We start from the raw sequence: 18,551 nt of genomic DNA, 5'->3' as shown, positions 1-18,551 counted from the left end.
CCTGCTGCCCGGCGGCTCCGCCACCGAACTGGTCACCAACGCCTGGAACGGCGGCGTCCCACTCGGCGACTCCCTGCTCCTGCTCGCCCCCACCGCGGCCTGGGTCATCGTCGCCGTCACCCTCGCCGCACGCCTCTTCCGCTGGGAACCCCGCCGGTAGCGGCACCCCGGGTCGGGCGTCCGTGGTTCGCGGACGCCCGACCCGGCCATCGGTCCACATCGGACTCACCTCGGTGGGCCGTACTCGCGTGCCTGTGGGCGGGCGTGGCACCCACTCGCCCGCGGCCGGGTGACCGCTCCGCGGCGATTCGTCCGTTGAGGACCGTCCCCGCCGGGCAAGCGGATCGCCTCGCAGGCCCAGTGACTTGACTCACAACACCCCGGTCTTGAGTGTGCCGTGGCGGCACGGTCTTTCCTGGGGTGCAGTACTTCCGATCGGCCGGTGGTGCCTGAACCGGCGGGCCGGGCCTCGTGGCCGGCCCCGAATCCTCAGGAGGCAGTTGTGACCGTGCAGCATTGGGACGTCATCGTCGTCGGAGCGGGATCGGCTGGTGCGCCGCTGTCCGCGCGACTCGCGGACACCGGACGTCGTGTCCTGTTGCTGGAAGCCGGCCCCGACTACCGTGCCACCGCCCTTCCCGAGGTACTGCGATCACCGAACCCGATCCCCGCCCTGCTCGATCCGGACGCCGGGCGCGACCTGGTCTGGCCCGAGCTACTGGCCACCAGGACCGACACACAGGCCGCCGCCCCCTACTGGCGTGGTCGTGGCACCGGTGGCAGCTCGGCGATCAACGGGCAGATCGCGATCCGGCCGCCGCTGGAGGAGTTCGACGCGTGGTCCGCGGCCGGCTGCACCGGGTGGTCCCGTACCGACGTTCTGCCCTTCTTCAACCGTTCCGAGGACGACGAGCAGTTCGGCGAACGGCCGTACCACGGAACCGGCGGACCCGTTCCCATCCACCGCACGCCACGCTCGGCGTGGGGTTCGGTGGACGCCGCGCTGCACGCCGCCGCGCTCGCCGCGGGCCACCCGTGGGCGGAGGATGTCAACGCTCCCGGAGCGGCCGGGGTCTCCCCGTATCCGATCAACTCACGCGACGGCAGAAGGGTGTCGGTCAACGACGGGTATCTGGAACCGGCCCGGGGGAGCGGCAAGCTCACCATTCGCGGCGATGCGCTCGTCGAACGCGTCCTCTTCGACCGGAATCGTGCGGTGGGTGCGCGGTATCTGGCCGATGGTGTTCCCATCGACGTGCACGCGGATCTCGTCGTGCTCAGCGCCGGCGCCATTCACTCGCCGACCGTCCTGTTGCGCTCCGGCATCGGCCCGGCGGCGGCACTGCGCGGCCTCGGCATCGATGTTCTCGCGGACCTGCCCGTCGGCCAGGGTCTGCAGGATCATCCGCTCACCGGAATCTCCGTCCCGCTGCGTGAGGCCGCGGCGATCCGCACCCCCGACGACCGGCACACCAACGTCTGCGTCCGGTATTCCAGTGGCCATCCCGACGGCGGAGCGCTCGACATGATGCTGGTGTCGTTCAACCAGAGCATCCTGCCGACCGAGTACACCGGCTTCCGCTTCGGCGCGGGTGCTTTCGGGCTGATCCTCAACCAGCCCTGGTCGCGGGGTTCGGTCGAACTCGCCTCTGCGGACCCTGCCGTCCAGCCGGTGGTTCGCGAGTCGATGTTGTCGGACGAACGGGACCGCGCGCGGCTGCGGGAGGGCATGCGAGCGCTCGCCGAGCTGGCGGCCGACCCCGGAGTCGCCTCCATTTCGGACGGTGCGCTCGACAAGGCGAACGCGAGCCTCTACGCGGCCCTCGACGACGACACCCGCCTCGATTCCCACCTGCTCGCGACGGCCGCCGACGCCCAGCACGCGACGAGCACCTGCCGCATGGGCAGTCCGGACGATCCGTCCGCCGTCGTCGCCGGGGACTGCGGTGTGCTCGGAGTGGACGGACTGCGCGTCGTCGATGCCTCGGTCTTTCCCTCCGTGCCAAGGGCGAACACGCACCTCGCCGCGGTCATGGTCGGCGAGGCGATGGCCGACCGGATAGCCCGGAACTGACCGTCGATCCGGCGTCCGTCCGATGAGGACAGAGCGGGCCCGGCGCCGCGGACCGATCCAGGTGAAGCGGGGAAGGATCGCGTGATGGCTTCACACGTACGGCTCAGTGCGTCCTGCCTGCCCTGTAAGGGAAGTGGGTACGGTGACGGATGGATGCAGTACCGGGCCGACTGGGGAGGGATCGTCACCGTCCGGTTGCCGTGCGGGTGGTGTGAGGGCGAGGGGATACCACCGGATTGGGCTGACGCCGCCATCTTGTTCCTGCTCCCCGGGCCGGACGAAGCGGACCCGATGGTGCCCTGACGGCGCGGGCCGCCGGACCGTCGGGCGTGCCCGGGCCGATCGAGGTGTCCGCACGCGCCGGCGGGCCGCGCGGTCCTTACCGGGCCGGGCCCTCGGGCGCGGCTTCCCTTTTCGCGGTCCGCATGTCGCTGACCACCTCGGTCACCATCCGAATGGATGCCGCGTCAAGCACATTGCCGAACTCGATGACCTTGACGCGGCCGTCGAGACGAGATTTCAGGTGCGGCATCTCGCTGGGAACGACCACGAGGTCGACGCCCTCGATGTCCTGGTCCTCGACGTCGCGGAGTATCTCGATGTTGTGTATTCCGGACTGTGTCAGCGAATCCTTGATGCTCGCGGCCTGATCGTCGGTGGAGTACAGAATGCCGATTCTCTTGTTCTTGGGCACGGAAGCGATTTGCACGAGTGTCTGCACATGGGGTGCGACAACGATCGCGACCACCTCGGTCCGGGAGCGCCGCCAGAGTGTCCGCACCTCCGCCAAGTGGAAGAACGTGGTCAGTACCAGGTCGACCTGCTCGGTGTCCGGATCGAACTCCCCGAGCACCAGCGGCTTCACCGTGAGCCCGACGTGGCTGGAGAGTTCGCCGGCGAAATAGCCGGCTCGATCGGCGTTGCACTCGACGAACAGGACCTTGAGCAGATCGACCTCCGCGCGCATGGCGAGGCCCGCGACCAGCGACTTGATCTCCGCAACGGACACACCGAGGTCGATGCACTCCTTGGTGGCCGTCTCGAGTATCTCCCTGGCCCGCTCCCGAGCGGGGGAGACGTTTCGGGTGGGCACCGGGCTGGACACACAGGTTCCACCACGTCCCCGGCTTTCGACCAGACCCATGTCGTTGAGTTCCACGTAGGCGCGGGCCACGGTGTTGCGATTGATGTGCAGGTTGTCCGCCAGCAGCCGAGCACTGGGGAGGGTCTGCCCGGTCCGGAGATCACCGTTCTCGATCATGAACGACAACTGCGTGACGATCTGGCGATAGATGGGCATGTCCGAGTGGCGGATCACCACCTGTATGTCCACCATCACCGGCTCTTCCTGTCTGAGACATGAACGGGGCCAGTGTAACTACTTCGGGTACCGGGCACGATGACGTCGTCGTTCATCGACAGCGGTTCCGGAGATCTGCACATCACGGTGGTCCGGCCGGTGTCAGCTCGTCGGAGCGTGAGTCCCGGCCGCCGCCAGTTCGCCGACCGGCGAATCGGCGGCGACCCGGATCGCCGGAGCCGGCCCCTTCCAGGGCGCGCCGCCGATGACGGCGAAACCGAAGCCGGTGAGCACGGCGTAGGCGACCGCCGCCGTTTCGCCGCCCGGCGGCCTGTCGCCGACGAGGACCGGACCGCCGAACCTCGCGGCCGAGGTCACTGCCTCGGGTGCGGTCATCCCATCGCTCCTTGCGCTCGTGGGCACGGTCGCGGTCCGTGCCTCACCCACGACGCTATGGAATTCCGGGCGTGCCGTACATCCGCACTAATGATCATAAGAATCCGGCGAGCACACAATTCGCCATAGCCCGAGGTGTGCCCGCTCGCCGGCCGGGCGAGGGCCCCGCTTCGGCGGCCGGGCACTGCTCACTCTCCGGTGAGCCCACCGTCGGTGATTGGTCCTTCCTGGACACCGCGATCGAGGTCGCCGAAGGGATCACTGTCCACAAGCGACACACGGCGCCCGCCGGCTCGGCGCCGTGTGCTCGCGCTCAGGTGGTCGTCACAGCAGGCTCGAGGTGTCGGCCAGTGCCTGGTCGAGGATCGCCATGCCTCGGGTGATCTCGTCCTCGGAGATGGTCAACGGTGGCGCGATGCGGAAGGTGCCGCCCATCCCCGGGAGCTGGACGATGTTGACGTGCAGGCCGAGTTCGTGACAGCGGCGGGTGACGGCGGCACCGAGTCGTTCGGCACCCGCGGTGCCCGCTCCCTCGTCGCGGCTGTCGACCAGCTCCAGCCCGGCCAGCAGCCCCCGGCCGCGGATGTCGCCGACCACCTCGTACCGGCCGGCCAGCGTGTCCAGCTCGCTGCGCAACAGGGCGCCGAGATCACGGGCGCGCTTGTCGAGATGGTCGCGGGTCGCGACCTCGAGAACGGTGCAACCGACGGCGGCGGGCAGCGGGTCGTTGACGTGGGTGGTGAAGAACAGGAAGCCGCGATCGTGCGCCTGCTGCTCGATCTCGGGGCTGGTGAGAACCGCGGCCAGGGGCAGCCCGGCGCCGAGTGTCTTCGACAGCACCAGTATGTCCGGGACGACGCCGTCGTGCTGAAAGGCGTACCAGTCGCCGGTGCGGCACAGGCCGGTCTGGGCCTCGTCGAGGATGAGGAGCATGCCGCGTTCGTGGCACTTGTCCCGCAGGGCGGCGAGGTAGCCGGGCGGAAGCTCGACGACGCCGCCGGAGGACAGGATCGGCTCGACCAGGCAGGCAGCCAGACTGCCGACGGACTGGGCGTCGATCAGGTCGAAGCCCAGGTCGAGCTGGCGGCGCCAATCCAGTTCACCGGCCTCGTCGACGATCGCGGGACGGAACCGGTCCGGGACGGGGAGCGCGAAGTTGCCCGGCGCGGCGGGGCCGTAGCCGCCCCGTCCGACGCTGTATGTGGCGGCCGCGGCGGCCAGCGTCATCCCGTGCCAGGAGCGGGCGAACGAGACGACCTCGTGCTTGCCGGTGACCAGTTTCGCCATCCGCAACGCGGCCTCGTTGGCCTCCGCCCCGGTGGTCAGCATCAGGGCTTTCGTCAACGGTTCGGGCAGCGTCCCGGCGAGCCGCTCGGCGAGTTCGACGACCGGCCTGCTCAGCATTCCGCTGTACAGGTGGTCGAGGTGCCCGACCTGCTCGCGCACGGTCGCGACGATCTCCGGGTGCGAGTGGCCGAGGATGGCGCTCATCTGGCCCGAGGTGAAGTCGAGCAGTTCGCGCCCGTCCTCGGTGAACACCGAGCTTCCCGCCGCTCGCGCGATGAGTTCGGGGCTGAAGGAGCCGTGGCCGGAGTACCGGACCAGGTGGTGTTCGTGATCGGGACGGGTGAGATCGGTAGCCATGCCCCCGACGCTAGGAAAGGCTGGTGTGCGCGTCCAGTACACGATCCTGGTTCTGCTGTTCGACGTTGTCGTACAAGATGGGGTCATGCTGAACCCATGGCGGTTGCGCCTGCTGAGCCAACTGGAGAACGCGGGCACGGTCCGGGCGGTCGCGCAGGCACTGCACCTGAGCGCCTCCACGGTGTCCCAGCAGCTCGCGCTGCTGGAGACCGAGACCCGTTGCCGACTGCTCGAACGCAGCGGCAGGCGGGTACGGCTGACCAGGGCGGGCGTGATGCTGGCCCGTCGCGGCCGGGAGATCCTGGACCAGATGGCCGAGGTCGAGGCCGAGCTGCGGGCACTCAACGACGAGCCGATGGGCACCGTCCGGGTCGGCCTGTTCCAGAGCGCGATCCACGCGCTGGCCGTACCGGCGACGGCACAGCTCGCCGCGACCCACCCGCACCTGCGGCTGGAACTGATCGAGCTGGAACCACACGAGAGCGGACCGGAACTCCGCTCCGGCGAGGTGGACGTGATCGTCACGACCACCGACTACGTCCAGTTCCCCTGGGGCCGCGACATCGACATCGTCACGCTGGGCACCGACCCGATCATGCTCGTGTTGCCGCCGGGTCATCAGCTCGTCCATCGGAAGGTTGTCGACCTGGCCGCCTGTACCGAGGAAACCTGGGTGAGCGACCGGGTCGACTCCTATATGGACACACTCACCCTCCGGCTGTGCCGGGAGGCGGGGTTCGAGCCCCGGGTGGCGTATCGCTTCACCAACTACCTGCTGCTGCTCCGGCACGTCGAGGCCGGCCGCGCGATCGCGCTGCTGCCCGGCCTCGCCATCGACGCCGGGCACGATGTGGTGACGCGGGAACTCACCACCCCGGTCCACCGCACCGTCGCCGCGATGACCCGCCGCGGCTCCGCGCCCCGGGCGGCCGTGCACGCGGTCGTCGAGGCCCTGCGCGACCACGCCGACGTCCCGCCGCTGACCGTCCCCGGCGGCGGCAATCCCGAGCTGCGCAGGCCGTAGCCCGCCGGACGGCCGGGGTCACCGGCGTAGCTCCACCACGGTCCCCAGCCTCCCGAGTTTGTGTGGGTTGCGGATCGCGTAGACCCGGGCGATCCGGCCGTCCTCGATCACGAAGGTGACCGCCGTGCTGAACTCGTCCGCCGGGTCGATCCGGGCGGCGATCGCGCCGTTGAGCAGCAGGGTGGTGATGTTCGCGCCCGGGGTGAAGCGCGCGAAGTGGGACAGCAGCGTCGCCACCCGTGCCGCTCCCGCCACGGGCCGCCGGACCGCCCGCGCGAGCCCGCCCCCGTCCGCTACCAGCACCACGTCGGGCGCGAGTACGTCCATCAGCTTCGTCACCTCGCCTGTGGTGAGCGCGGCGAGAAACCGCTCGACGACCTGCCGTTGCTCGGCGCGGCTCACCTCCATCCGCGGGCGCCGCGCCGCGACGTGCCCGCGGGCCCGGTGCGCGATCTGCCGGACCGCCGCCGGCGACTTGCCCACGGCGCCGGCGATCTCCTCGTAGGGCACGTCGAAGACCTCACGCAGCACGAACACCGCGCGCTCGGCCGGGCCCAGTGTTTCGAGCACGGTCAGCATCGCGATCGAGACGTTCTCCGCGAGCTCGACATCCTCGGCTACGTCGGGGCTGGTCAGCAGCGGCTCGGGCAGCCATTCCCCGATGTAGTCCTCGCGGCGCCGGGACATCGCCCGATGCCGGTTCAGCGCCTGCCTGGTGACGATGCGGACCAGGTACGCGCGCGGGTGGCGAACCTCGTCCCTGGCGGCGTCGCCGATATCGGCCCAGCGTAGCCAGGTCTCCTGCACGACGTCCTCGGCGTCGGCCGCCGAACCGAGCATCTCGTAGGCGACGGTGAAGAGCAGTCCTCGGTGGGTGACGAACGGATCCTCGCTCATGCCGGCGAGCGTACGGAGAGCGGACGCAGGTCACAGGCCGCGGAGAAGCCCTGGGAACCGATGCCGAATGCGATGTTGGTGCGGCTGGCCAGGTTCGCCAGCGCGATGTAGGTGGTCAGTTCCACCAGCGCTGCCGCGCCGAGGCGCTCCAGCAGGCCTGCCGACATCTCGTCGGTGACCGTCGGTGGGGTCCGTGTCATCGCCTCCGCGTAGTCCATCACGTCCCGCTCCAGTGGCGTGAACATCTCCGACTCCCGCCACCGTGGTACCTCCCTCGCCTTCTCCTCGTCGAGATCGTTGTTGTGTGTCATGAAATAGCCGAGGTCGAGGCAGAAGCCACAGCCGACCATCGACGCGACCGCCATGTGCGCGAACGACTTCAGGTTCTCGTCGCACGCGTCCCACTTCTGGGCTCTGCGGTTCATCGCGAAACTGAATTCGAGCACCTTCCGGTTGTGCCACGCCACCTCCACCGGCTCGGCCACCTCGCCGAGCATCGAGCGGGACATCCGCTTGACGAGCCTGCCGTAGACCCCGGTCAGTTCGGCCTTGGGAATCCTGGTGTTTCCGGTCATGTCTCCTCCTCGGGTACGTCGCTTCGACATGGAGACACCGGCGGGACGGCGGGTGTGACAACCCCGGCCGGATCGTCCGCCGAGGCATCACCGTGGCGAGTTCGGAGGCTCGACATCGCGGGCGCGCCGACGGTCGCGGTTCGTTTATCCGACCACGTTCGGGGTACCCCGAACGAGGATTTCGAGGGGGCGTGATGTCAGAAGAGCACAGTCGGCGATCGGCGGCCGTATCCACGAGCGGGGGCGCGAGTACGCCGGTCGTGACCGGGGACAGGGGGGACATTGCCGACCCGTCGGCGGCTCGCGAGGGGTGCCACGGGGTCGGACCGTGACGGGGGGACGGACGAGCGTGGGCGTGGAACCGCACGTAGACGAGGACGCGGGCAGGTGGGCGCGACTCCGCGCGCACCTGACGCTTCCACTGCTACGGGAGCGGGCCGCCGCTCCTGAACGATGGTTGCTGCGCGCGGCCAGGCAGCGCGGCCGGGAACGCACCGTCGTGGTGCAGGCGGTGAAAGCCGCGATCGCCGCGGTGCTCGCCTGGATCCTGGCGTCCTGGGTGCTGGAGCTACCGCAGCCGTTCCTGGCCCCCTACTCGGCGGTGTTCCTGGTCGAGGCCACGGTGTATCGATCGTTTCGGTCATCGGTGCAGCAGACCGGCGCGGTACTGCTGGGCGTCCTGCTGGCGGCCGCGGTGGCGGCGGTGGTGCCTGCGCAGGCCGCGGCCATGGGCATCGCGGTCGTGGTCGGCATGCTGCTCGGGAACTGGCACCGGTTCGGCTCCAGCGGGGTGTGGATCGCGGTCACCGCTTTGCTGCTGCTCAGTTACGGGACGGCAAACCAGTCGATGCTGCTCCTGGACCGGGTCGCCGAGGCCGTACTGGGCGCGATGATCGGCCTGCTGGTGAACGCGCTGGTGGTGCCGCCGATCTACGTGCGCAATCCGCAGGATTCGACCCGGGCGCTCGCCGGTGAACTCGCGGGCCTGATGCGCGGGATGGCGGAGTCGTTCCGCGCGCACTACCCGCCCGAAGAGCCTGGCCAGTGGACGCAGCGGGCGCGCGATGTGGAGAGCTGGGTGCGGCAGGCCGAGGAGGACACCGACTGGGCGGCCGAGAGCGCCCGGTTCAACATGCGCAGCCGCCGAATGGGCGCCGTGGCGGTGACCACCCGCTGGCGCGCCAGCCTGGTCCTCCTCCGCTCGGTGTGGCCGTACGCGCGGGAGCTCGCCGACGCGGTACACACCGCCAGTTTCCAGCGTTCACCCGTCGGCTATCCGGGACCGGAGACGTGCAACCTGATCGCGGATCTGGTGGAGGCGACCGCCGACGCGCTCGTCGTTCGGGTGGATCCGGACAGCAGACTGGACGACCTCCGCCGGCTCGTCGAGCAGGGGGAGCGGTCACTGGCCGCGCTCGACAGCCAGATCGAGGCGACCCCCAGAGACGCCCTCGACCTCACCATCGGGCTGACCTCGATCATGCTGCCCGCGCGCAAGGCCTTCGAACAGGCCACCGCGTAGGTTCCACCGCCCGGCTCGTGCCCAGAGCCGGGCGGTGCCCGCCCGGCCGCGCCACACGGTGAGCTTTCCGGATCGGGACGCACCACCGCGGGCGACTCTCGGTATGACCCGGATCGGTGGCGACCAATCCGGTAGCCCGAATGCGGCACGTGGCCGGTGCCGATCTTGGGCGAAATGGCGGTCGACGAACTCCGGATGAACGGAATCGTTGTCCCGCAGCATTCTCGACGCTGCGTTCGGTGACCACGAGGCCCGGTGGACTGCGATCAGCGAGCACCATTTGATGCTTGGTCGACCTTTGCGGCACCAGTATTGTCGGCCTCGCGGGCCGCTGGTGGGTTCCTCGCTTCGGCGACGGGAAGGCGCCCGATGAACGGATCGCCCGCGTCGGATCGGGGCGCTGTATCACCGGGCCACCGTCCACTTCGTACCGGAAGTACTGCGGACACCGGAGGCGTTGCTCGGCGTGCTGGCCGGGGAACGGGGCCACGGTCACCTTTCTGCCGACCCCGCTCGCCGAGCTGCTGCTGACGGAGTTCCCCGAGGTGCCCGGCCTGGCCCTGCGGGTGGTGTGCACCGGGGGTGACCGGCTGCGGGCCCGTCCGCCGCGAGACGCGCCCTTCTCACTGCTGAACCTGTACGGGCCGACGGAGTGCACCGTCGCGGCGACCGCGGGCGTGGTGGCCCCGGCCGGATCGACGGCGCTACACCGAGACGTCCGACGGTGGCCTGCGCGACGGGCAGCGCGCGGTGCTGATCAACGTCAGCCCGGTCGCCGCCTGGAGCATGCTGCTGATGGAGCTCGGCGGCGAGGTGCCGGCGCACTACCTCCGAGGCGGCCGTACCGGCGGCGCGCCTGGCAGGACCAGGACAGCGGGCTTGTCCGGAGGGCGGAGCACCGGCTTTCCTGATCACGTCGAATTCGTCGTCCCCCAGAGGAGACCGTCATGCCGCGTCGTTGGCTCGTCGCGTTCGGAGCCGCACTGATCGCTTCCGGCGCCGTACTCACCGCTGTGACCCCGGCTGGGGCCGAACCGGACACCGCTGCCGAACGATACGGCTGGGGTGCGCCGATCGAGGCGGGATCGGACGAGTTCGACTACGGAGCCGAGGACAACCCGGCGGTGCCGGACGAGGAGAAGTGGAGTCTCGCCGGGGGCGGGGTGGACCAGTGCTGGCCCGGCCACGCGGGCAACGGCCAGCGCTGTGAGGCGAACAGCCGCGTGTTCGGCGGCGTGCTCCGTCAGTCGGGCGAGGCCAACGGCGATTCCGGCTGGCTCGCGGCACGCTTCGGTCAGCAGTACGGCCGCTGGGAGGCGCGGGTGCGTTCCGAGGCGACCGCCCCGGACAACGGCAACACCTACCACCCGCTGCTGATCCTCTGGCCCGACTCCGACCGGTGGCCCGAGGACGGCGAGTACGACTACCTGGAGAACTCCGCCCCCGGCGAGGACTGCGCGGAGGCGTTCATCCACTACCCGCACAACCCGGACGCCTCGGTGCAGCAGGAGTTCGCCCAGCGCTGCGGGGTCGACCTCACCCAGTGGCACAACGTCGCCGTCGAGTGGACGCCGGACCACGTCAAGGGATTCGTCGACGGCGTCGAGTGGTTCAGCTTCTCGGGCGGGGCCAACGATGTCCGCGACTGCATCCAGTGCGCCCCCTCGATGCACCAGACCATCCAGCTGGACAACTTCCACGGCACCGACATGCAGTCGGCGGTCTACGAGATCGACTGGGTGCGCGCCTACCCGCTCGCGGGCTGATCGTCCGGATATCGATTGCGTGGAACCCGTCCCCGCGGCGTCGACGGCGCCGGGGGACGGGTTCGTTCGTCGCGGGCAGAGCCGAACGAGGGGGCCTCAACCCAGCGGCGGGTACGGCACCAGGCTGCTGGCGTGTTCGTCCACTCGCAGCGGCTTGCCGATGGCGGGGAACGCCCGCTGCGGGCACGCTGGGCGCTCGCAGACCTTGCAGCCCATGCCGATCGGTGTGACCGCGGCCGTCGAACTCAGCGCGAGCCCGGCGGAGTAGACCAGCCGCCGCGCGTGCCGCAGTTCGCACCCCAGCCCGATGGCGAAGGTCTTGCCCGGATCGCCATGGCCTCCCGTGCCCCTGGTCACCGTACGGGCCAGCCAAAAGTACTTCTTGCCGTCCGGCAGTTCGGCGATCTGGGTGAGCACCCTCCCCGGCGCGCTGAACGCCTCGTACACGATCCACAGTGGACACGATCCGCCCACCCGAGAGAAGTGGAATCCGGTCGCCGACTGCCTCTTGGAGATGTTGCCCGCACGGTCGACGCGGACGAAGGAGAACGGCACTCCGCGGGTACGCGGGCGCTGCAGGGTCGAGAGCCGGTGGCAGATCGTCTCGAATCCGACGCCGAAACGGTCGGACAGCCGGGCGATGTCGTAGTGGTATCGCTCGGCCGCGCCGAGGAACACCCGGTAGGGCAGGACGAGGGCCCCGGCGTAGTAGTTGGCGAGGCCGATCCGTGCCAGCCGCCGCGCCGTGTCCCCGCTGTAGGGCCAGCTCCCGGCCAGGCCGTCGATGACCTCGCCCATCTCCAGCAGCGCCAGTTCGGAGGCCAGCCGGAAGGCGGCCTGACCCGGTCGCAGTGTCGGCGCCAGTCGCAGCACCCGGTCCCGTGGTTCGAAACGGTGCTGATCGGTGCCCAGTGCTTCGGTGACCACCCGCACGCCGTGGCGCATCCGCAGCCCGTTGATCAGCCCGGTACGTACCTCGCCCGGATGCAGCCGTAGTTCGGCCGCCAGCTTCTCGGCGGGCTCGTCGAGCTCGGCGACGTAGTTGCGGCGCTGATAGAACCAGTCCCGGATCTCCTCGTGCGGCTGCTGCGCGGCCGTCCGGTCCAGGCCCTGCTCGGACACCAGGGTCGCGATGTTCTCCCTCGCCTCCCGGTAGCGCCGGTGCAGGGCCACCAGTGTCGAGGCCACCTCGGGCAGCTTCGTGGTCAGCTCGTCGACTTCGCCCGCCGATATCGCACCGCCGACGGTGTCGTCGGCGAAGACCTCGCGCAGGTCGGCCACCAGCCGTGCGGTGTCCTGGGCGGCGAAGAAGTCGGCGTCCACCCCGAAGGTCTCGGTGAGCTTGAGCAGCACCGGCATCGTCAGCGGCCGGCCGTTGTGCTCGAGCTGGTTGACATAGCTGGGGGAGATGCCCAGCAGCCTGGACAGCTCGGACTGGGTCATCGACTGACTCTCGCGAAGTTGCCGGAGCCGCGCCCCTGCGAACGTCTTCTCCATACCGGGACTGTAACAACGTTTACATCGAGCGTCGGATCGTTCACAACACTTCACAGAGTGCACCTATAGCGGCGCGATACGAGTCGGTGCCACGCTGAGCCGAGGCCATCACAAGGTTCACAGTGAGGCGCGCGGCGAGCCGGCGGCCGCGCGGAACAGGGTCGCCGGGCAGGAACGCCGGCCGCGGATTCCCTACATACGAAGGAAAACGATGATCAAGCACAGCGTCCGCACCTACCCGTCCACCGAGTCGCTGCCCCGGGAGGAGCAGCTCGCCTGGAAGCTGGCCACCGTCGCCACCGATCCGGTGCGGGTCGCCCCCGAGGTCACCGAGATGGTGATCAACCGGGTGATCGACAACGCCGCCGTCGCCGCCGCATCTCTTGAGCGGCAACCGGTCCGTGCCGCCCGCGACCAGGCTCTCGCCCATCCCGGGGCTCCGGGGGCGACGGTGTTCGGTGTGCGAGGCCGGTTCTCGCCGGAGTGGGCGGCCTGGGCAAACGGCGTCGCGGTGCGCGAACTGGACTACCACGACACCTTCCTCGCCGCGGACTACTCACACCCCGGCGACAACATCCCGCCGATCCTGGCCGTGGCGCAGCACACCGGCCGCAGCGGTACCGACCTCGTGCGCGGGATCGCCGCCGGGTACGAGCTGCAGGTGAACCTGGTGCGCGGCATCTGCCTGCACGAGCACAGGATCGACCACATCGCGCACCTCGGGCCTTCGGTTGCCGGTGGCCTGGGGGCGCTGTTGGGGCTGGACACCGAGACCGTCTACCAGGCCATCGGGCAGGCGCTGCACACCACGACGACGACCCGGCAGTCCCGCAAGGGTGCGATCTCGTCCTGGAAGGCGTACGCCCCCGCGTTCGCGGGAAAGGCGGGAATAGAGGCGGTGGACCGATCGATGCGCGGCGAGGGTGCGCCCAACCCAATCTACGAGGGCGAGGACGGCATCGTCGCCTGGTTGCTGAACGGGCCGAAGGTGGAGTACCACGTGCCGCTGCCCGCACCGGGCGAGCCAAAACTGTCCATTCTGGACACTTATACAAAGGAGCATTCCGCCGAGTACCAGAGCCAGGCACTGATCGACCTGGCCCGGCGGCTCGGCCCGAGGATCGGGGACACCGGGGCGGTGCGGCGGATCGTCATCCACACCAGCCACCACACGCACCACGTGATCGGATCCGGCGCAGGAGATCCGCAGAAGTACGATCCGGCCGCCAGCCGGGAGACTCTCGACCACTCGATCCCGTACATCTTCGCGGTCGCGCTGCAGGACCGAAGCTGGCACCACACGCACTCCTACGACCGTGCTCGTGCCACCCGGCCGGACACCGTGGAGCTGTGGCAGAAGATCACCACCGTGGAGGACCCGGGGTGGACCCGCCGGTATCACGCGCCGGAACCGGCGTTCGGCGGGCGGGTCGAGGTCGTGCTCACCGACGGCACCGTGCTCACCGACGAGATCGACGTCGCCGACGCCCATCCGGCGGGCGCGCGCCCCTTCGGCCGCGAGCAGTACATCGCGAAGTTCCGCACACTCACCGACGGTGTGATCGCTACCGGGGCGCAGGACGAGTTCCTGGACGCCGTCACCAGGCTCGCCGATCTCGACACCGCCGAGCTCGCCGCCCTCGGCCTGCCCGCGACCACCGAGCCCGCACCGGCGACGAAGGGGATCTTCTGATGCTGCACGCGACACCGAGCGCCGCCCAGAAGCGCGCCGCGTTCCGCGCCGGGTTGAACTCCGGTACCTTGCAACGGTTTCCCGGTGCGTTCAGTCCGCTGACCGCCCAGCTCATCGAACGGCACCGGTTCGACGGCGTCTACATCTCCGGTGCCGTGCTGTCCGCCGATCTCGGTCTGCCCGACATCGGGCTCACCACACTCACCGAGGTGGCCGGACGTTCTCAGCAGATCGCCCGCGTCACCGCACTGCCGGCGCTCGTGGACGCCGACACCGGCTTCGGTGAGCCGATGAACGCGGCCCGCACCGTAGCGCTGCTCGAGGACGCGGGGGTCGCGGGAATGCACCTGGAAGACCAGGTCAATCCGAAGCGCTGCGGTCACCTCGACGGCAAGGACGTCGTCGATCGGGAGACCGCCGTCCGCCGGATCAGCGCCGCCGTCGCCGCCCGCCGGGACCCGGACTTCGTCATCGCCGCCAGGACCGACGCCAGAGCCGTGCACGGTATGACCGAGGCCATCGACCGGGCCAAGGCCTACGCCGACGCCGGAGCCGATCTCCTCTTCCCGGAAGCGATGTCCGGCGCGGCCGATTTCGAGAAGCTGCGGGCCGCCGTCGACATTCCCATTCTGGCGAACATGACCGAGTTCGGTAAAAGCGAACTGCTCGACGCCCCGACACTGGAATCACTCGGCGTCAACGTCGTGATTTATCCGGTCACCTTGCTGCGACTGGCCATGCACGCCGCCGAGAACGGTCTGCGAACCATCTCCGCGGAGGGCGGCCAGCGGAGCCTGCTGGACCGGATGCAGCATCGCCGAGATCTCTACGAACTTCTCGACTACAGCTCCTACAACACGTTCGATACGAACATCTTCGATTTCCGCGTCTGATTCGGCCAGCAGGAACGAATTTCTCCGAGGGGACACCCATGCCCACACCCGCTATCCACAAAGGACTGTCCGGTGTCGTCGTCGACACCACCGCCGTATCCATGGTCGACCCGGACACCAATTCGCTGACCTACCGCGGTTATCCGGTCCAGGACCTCGCCGCGCGGTACCGGTTCGAAGAGGTCGCCTATCTGCTCTGGTACGGTGAACTGCCGAGCACGGCTCAACTCGCGGAGCAGAACGAGGCCGAACGTGCTCACCGCGACCTGCCGGCCGAACTCGTCGGCACCCTGCTCGGGCTGCCACCCTCCGCGCATCCGATGGACACCCTGCGCACCGCGGTCAGCATCCTCGGCGCCAACGATCCCCACGAGGACGACAACAGCGAGAAAGCCAACAAGGCCAAGGCATTGCGGCTGTACGCGGCCCTGCCCGCCGTCGTCGCACTGACCCAGCGCCGCCGGCGCGGCCTGCCGCCGCTCACCGCGCGCGACGACCTCGGCTACGCGGAGAACTTCCTGTACCTGAGCTTCGGCGAGGTGCCCGATCCGGTCGTCGTGCGTGCTTTCGAGACGTCCCTGGTGCTCTACGCGGAGCACAGTTTCAACGCCTCCACCTTCACCTCCCGGGTCGTCACTTCCACCCTTTCCGATCTCTACAGCGCCGTCACCGCCGCGATCGGTGCGCTCAAGGGCCCGCTGCACGGTGGTGCCAACGAAGCCGTCATGGCGATGTTCGAGGAGATCGGTGCGGCCTCGAACGCGCGGGCGTGGCTCGCGGACGCCCTGGCAGCCGAACGCAAGATCATGGGTTTCGGGCACCGGGTGTACAAGAAGGGCGACTCCCGGGTCCCCACGATGCGGGACGCGCTGCGTGAGGTGGCCGGGGCCCGCGGTGGCGAGGGAATTCTCGACATCTACGAGGCACTGGCCAGGGCCATGTACGCGGAGAAGGGGCTGCACCCCAACCTCGACTACCCCGCGGGCCCCGCCTACCACCTGATCGGGTTCGAGGTTCCGGTCTTCACTCCGATCTTCGTCGCGGCCCGTATCACCGGTTGGACCGCCCACATCAACGAGCAACTCGCCGCGAACAGCCTGATCCGCCCGTCCAGCACTTATGCCGGAGAACCCCGGCGAGAAGTCACCCGAGCCTAGGGCGCACGGCCGGGGTGTTGCGCGCAGGCCGGTGCAGTGGCCGATACCTGTGTCAGATTCCGTCGGCGGCACCCTCCCGGCGCGGTCCGGTGCAGGTGCTCAGGTTTCCGTCCGATGTCCGCCAGGCCATCTGGTAGGAGCCCATGTGGTAGTCGTACTCGGGCAGTGGATTGGTCAGTACGCCCAGCGCGGCCAGGTCACCCGGCAGCTCGGGGGAGAGCCGGCACTCGGCGGAGATCGTGTGGTCGCTCTGGTAGGGCAGGCAGCGTGGTGCGTCGTCCGCGGCGTACGGGTCCATGCCGAAGTCCAGGATGTTGGACAGCACCTGCGGCACGGTGCAGTGCACGTTTCCGGGAGAACCGAGAGACAGCCACGGTCTGCCGTCGCGCAGGACCATGGTGTTGGACAGGATGGACCGCATTCGCCCGCCGACGAGCCAGCCCTCCATCGGGGAGTTGAGATCGTTCAGGAAGTGGCTGCCGACCATGGGGACGCCGCCGACCACTTCACCCGGGATACCACCGCCCTGCAACGTGTTCATCATCTGCACCCAGTTGCCGCGCTCGTCCACGACGGTCAGTTCGCAACTTCCGGCAGGCTGCGTGGAAGCGCCCGTCGCGGCCATCGCGGGGGCGCCTCGGGTCAGCTTTACGTGCTCGGTCAGATCGACCCGCGCCCTGGCGTTGCGGAGGATGTCCGCGACACCCTTGATCAGCGCGGGCGAGGTGAGCGGGCCGGTGGTGTCGCCGAAGAGCGCCGGGTCGTTGAGCAAGCCGGTCTCGAAGGCCGCCCGGCGCAGCGCGTGGGCGAGGTAGTAGAGCGCTTCCGCGTTCTCCGACCAGTGACCGATCGAGGTGACGTCCAGTTCGTCGAGGATCCCCAGCACGATCTGGCAGTAGACGCCCTGCCGTTCCGGCGCGGAGAGCTGCACCACCGTGTGCCCCCGGTGTTGCCACCGGTAACCCGACGTCCACTGTGGCGGCTGGGCGGTCAGGTGTGCCGCCTCGATTCGCCACCCGAGATCGTTGCCGCGACGTACGAAATCCTGTGCCCATCTACCGGTGAGGAAGTAGTCGGGCCCCTCGGCGGCCAGGTTGCGCATGGTCTCGGCGAGCGCCGGGGACGCCTGGCGGTGCCCGACCTGTGGCAAGTGCCCGCCCGGCGTGAAGTGCTCGCGTCCGGACTCGGTGAAGAGAAAGAAGTCGACGGTCTGCGCCATCACCAGGTGCTCGAACGAGGTGACCGGGTGGCCCTCCTCGGCCCACTGGACGGCTGCCTCGCACAGCCGTGCCCACGGCAGCGTGGCGAACCGCTCGTAGAGTGCCTTCATACCCGGCATGAACCCGGGAACGACGGCCCGGGGCAGACCCGGCACCTCCGCGTACAGGCCCTTACCCGCCGGGACGGGGGCGAACGGCGGCAGGCCGGGAACGATCCGGCCGGTGCTGTTGAGCTCCACGATCTCCCCGGTGCTGGCGTCGTGCACGAGCGCGGTGACCGTTCCGGCGTGATTGGTCATGTCCTGCTGGACCACCGCCTGCACCAGATTGCCTGCGATCGCCGCGTCGATCGCGTTCCCGCCCGCGCGCAGGACGTCGAGCATGGTGTCGGTTACGACCGGATGCTGGCTCGACGCCACGGCGCGTTTTCCGGTGACCGTTTCTTTCGGGCCTACCCGCCCGTGGCCGAGAGGTCTCGTGGTCATTGCTGTCTCCTTCGTGACAGGGGCGGCGACGGTGACCACCGTCGCCCCCGCCGTGCTCCCGTGGCGATGGACATCGGTCGGGAAGAGTGCGACGGCGCCACGACAGGTGTCGGCGAGCCGCGGACGTCGCGCCGGCCGGACCGAGCGCGGTCCGATCACACCCTGGAATCCCGGCCGTACCACGATCTACCGGCGCGCAACGGGACACTCGTCGCCCTCGGACACGTGACCGACGAGCCGGAGCTTTCTTGTGTGTGTGTGGGGCTGCCGAGTAGACGGGCCAGGACAACCGCTCTGGTGTGGGAACTGAACGCGGCCGGCCGATGCCATCGGGCGCTGCGGAGCCGGAGTCTGGGCGGCAAGGCGGTGCTGGACCTCGGCTGACGACCGGTCGCCATCGGCCACCGA

14 protein-coding genes and 1 pseudogene are annotated in these 18,551 nt (G+C 69.3%); 8 read left to right on the top strand and 7 right to left on the bottom strand.

Annotated features, from left to right (window positions below; all coding sequences use genetic code 11):
* Together CFN78_RS30215 and CFN78_RS16015 are read left to right on the top strand one after the other, a co-directional pair.
* Window positions 1-160, top strand: a pseudogene (locus CFN78_RS30215) (ABC transporter permease); the annotation flags it as partial.
* Window positions 161-502: 342 nt separating this feature from the next.
* Window positions 503-2,074 carry a GMC family oxidoreductase gene (locus tag CFN78_RS16015; RefSeq protein WP_094863577.1) on the top strand — a complete coding sequence of 524 codons (1,572 nt, stop codon included), beginning with the start codon at window positions 503-505 and terminating at the stop codon, window positions 2,072-2,074.
* 379 nt (window positions 2,075-2,453) lie between these two features.
* Here the strand turns inward: CFN78_RS16015 and CFN78_RS16010 are convergent, their stop codons facing one another.
* The 3 genes from CFN78_RS16010 to CFN78_RS16000 form a co-directional block, all read right to left on the bottom strand.
* Window positions 2,454-3,410: a GntR family transcriptional regulator gene (locus tag CFN78_RS16010; RefSeq protein ID WP_094863576.1), complete on the bottom strand. Its 957-nt coding sequence runs from the start codon at window positions 3,408-3,410 to the stop codon at window positions 2,454-2,456.
* Window positions 3,411-3,536: 126 nt separating this feature from the next.
* Window positions 3,537-3,770 carry a hypothetical protein gene (locus CFN78_RS16005; protein WP_094863575.1) on the bottom strand — a complete coding sequence of 78 codons (234 nt, stop codon included), beginning with the start codon at window positions 3,768-3,770 and terminating at the stop codon, window positions 3,537-3,539.
* A 324-nt stretch (window positions 3,771-4,094) separates the two neighbouring features.
* Window positions 4,095-5,414 (bottom strand): aspartate aminotransferase family protein, encoded by a 1,320-nt coding sequence (locus CFN78_RS16000; RefSeq protein WP_094863574.1) that lies wholly within the window; start codon window positions 5,412-5,414, stop codon window positions 4,095-4,097.
* Window positions 5,415-5,499: 85 nt separating this feature from the next.
* On the opposite strand from CFN78_RS16000, the gene CFN78_RS15995 reads away from it, so the two are divergent.
* Window positions 5,500-6,438, top strand: coding sequence for a LysR family transcriptional regulator (locus tag CFN78_RS15995; protein ID WP_094863625.1), 939 nt, complete (start codon window positions 5,500-5,502; stop codon window positions 6,436-6,438).
* Window positions 6,439-6,456: 18 nt separating this feature from the next.
* On the opposite strand, the gene CFN78_RS15990 is transcribed toward CFN78_RS15995, so the two are convergent.
* Together CFN78_RS15990 and CFN78_RS15985 are read right to left on the bottom strand one after the other, a co-directional pair.
* The gene (locus CFN78_RS15990; protein ID WP_094863573.1) at window positions 6,457-7,335 is read right to left on the bottom strand and encodes an RNA polymerase sigma-70 factor; all 879 of its coding nucleotides are present in this window, start codon (window positions 7,333-7,335) and stop codon (window positions 6,457-6,459) included.
* On the bottom strand, window positions 7,332-7,910 hold the full coding sequence (locus CFN78_RS15985) for a carboxymuconolactone decarboxylase family protein (protein WP_094863572.1): 579 nt from the start codon (window positions 7,908-7,910) through the stop codon (window positions 7,332-7,334). The genes CFN78_RS15990 and CFN78_RS15985 overlap by 4 nt, the downstream gene beginning before the upstream one ends.
* Before the next feature lie 355 nt (window positions 7,911-8,265).
* Between CFN78_RS15985 and CFN78_RS15980 the strand changes: the two genes are divergently transcribed.
* Together CFN78_RS15980 and CFN78_RS15975 are read left to right on the top strand one after the other, a co-directional pair.
* A complete protein-coding gene (locus tag CFN78_RS15980) occupies window positions 8,266-9,432 on the top strand; it encodes an FUSC family protein (RefSeq protein ID WP_165777569.1) in 1,167 nt (388 codons plus the stop codon).
* Between the two features lie 947 nt (window positions 9,433-10,379).
* Complete coding sequence (locus CFN78_RS15975) at window positions 10,380-11,198, top strand: glycoside hydrolase family 16 protein (RefSeq protein WP_094863570.1); 819 nt, start codon at window positions 10,380-10,382, stop codon at window positions 11,196-11,198.
* A gap of 96 nt (window positions 11,199-11,294) precedes the next feature.
* Here the strand turns inward: CFN78_RS15975 and CFN78_RS15970 are convergent, their stop codons facing one another.
* Complete coding sequence (locus CFN78_RS15970) at window positions 11,295-12,695, bottom strand: short-chain fatty acyl-CoA regulator family protein (protein WP_094863569.1); 1,401 nt, start codon at window positions 12,693-12,695, stop codon at window positions 11,295-11,297.
* Window positions 12,696-12,906: 211 nt separating this feature from the next.
* Between CFN78_RS15970 and CFN78_RS15965 the strand changes: the two genes are divergently transcribed.
* Genes CFN78_RS15965 through CFN78_RS15955 form a run of 3 tightly spaced genes read left to right on the top strand, consistent with a single transcriptional unit; the run spans window position 12,907 to window position 16,438 of the window.
* Complete coding sequence (locus CFN78_RS15965; protein WP_094863568.1) at window positions 12,907-14,388, top strand: MmgE/PrpD family protein; 1,482 nt, start codon at window positions 12,907-12,909, stop codon at window positions 14,386-14,388.
* Entirely contained in the window at window positions 14,388-15,281 is an 894-nt protein-coding gene (gene prpB, locus CFN78_RS15960; RefSeq protein WP_094863567.1) for a methylisocitrate lyase, read from the top strand. Before CFN78_RS15965 ends, prpB begins: the two co-directional genes overlap by 1 nt.
* Window positions 15,282-15,319: 38 nt before the next feature.
* Window positions 15,320-16,438, top strand: a complete 1,119-nt coding sequence (locus CFN78_RS15955) for a bifunctional 2-methylcitrate synthase/citrate synthase (RefSeq protein ID WP_094863566.1) — start codon at window positions 15,320-15,322, stop codon at window positions 16,436-16,438.
* A 52-nt stretch (window positions 16,439-16,490) separates the two neighbouring features.
* Here the strand turns inward: CFN78_RS15955 and CFN78_RS15950 are convergent, their stop codons facing one another.
* Entirely contained in the window at window positions 16,491-18,143 is a 1,653-nt protein-coding gene (locus CFN78_RS15950; protein WP_094863565.1) for a gamma-glutamyltransferase, read from the bottom strand.
* Window positions 18,144-18,551 lie beyond the last annotated feature (408 nt).

The sequence above is a fragment of the Amycolatopsis antarctica genome, from assembly GCF_002262875.1.
GTDB classification, from domain to species: Bacteria; Actinomycetota; Actinomycetes; order Mycobacteriales; family Pseudonocardiaceae; genus Amycolatopsis; species Amycolatopsis antarctica.
The sequence above is the reverse complement of the archived record's forward strand: the minus strand, read 5'-3'. Positions and strand labels throughout refer to the sequence as shown.

Excerpts from the sequence above, each read along its gene's own strand:
- CFN78_RS16010 (WP_094863576.1), bottom strand. The coding sequence starts at position 3,410 with ATGGTGGACATACAGGTGGTGATCCGCCACTCGGACATGCCCATCTAT.
- CFN78_RS15995 (WP_094863625.1), top strand. The coding sequence starts at position 5,500 with ATGCTGAACCCATGGCGGTTGCGCCTGCTGAGCCAACTGGAGAACGCG.
- CFN78_RS15990 (WP_094863573.1), bottom strand. The coding sequence starts at position 7,335 with ATGAGCGAGGATCCGTTCGTCACCCACCGAGGACTGCTCTTCACCGTC.
- CFN78_RS16005 (WP_094863575.1), bottom strand. The coding sequence starts at position 3,770 with ATGACCGCACCCGAGGCAGTGACCTCGGCCGCGAGGTTCGGCGGTCCG.
- CFN78_RS15965 (WP_094863568.1), top strand. The coding sequence starts at position 12,907 with ATGATCAAGCACAGCGTCCGCACCTACCCGTCCACCGAGTCGCTGCCC.
- CFN78_RS15975 (WP_094863570.1), top strand. The coding sequence starts at position 10,380 with ATGCCGCGTCGTTGGCTCGTCGCGTTCGGAGCCGCACTGATCGCTTCC.
- CFN78_RS15985 (WP_094863572.1), bottom strand. The coding sequence starts at position 7,910 with ATGACCGGAAACACCAGGATTCCCAAGGCCGAACTGACCGGGGTCTAC.
- CFN78_RS15955 (WP_094863566.1), top strand. The coding sequence starts at position 15,320 with ATGCCCACACCCGCTATCCACAAAGGACTGTCCGGTGTCGTCGTCGAC.
- CFN78_RS16000 (WP_094863574.1), bottom strand. The coding sequence starts at position 5,414 with ATGGCTACCGATCTCACCCGTCCCGATCACGAACACCACCTGGTCCGG.
- CFN78_RS15970 (WP_094863569.1), bottom strand. The coding sequence starts at position 12,695 with ATGGAGAAGACGTTCGCAGGGGCGCGGCTCCGGCAACTTCGCGAGAGT.
- CFN78_RS15950 (WP_094863565.1), bottom strand. The coding sequence starts at position 18,143 with ATGACCACGAGACCTCTCGGCCACGGGCGGGTAGGCCCGAAAGAAACG.
- prpB (WP_094863567.1), top strand. The coding sequence starts at position 14,388 with ATGCTGCACGCGACACCGAGCGCCGCCCAGAAGCGCGCCGCGTTCCGC.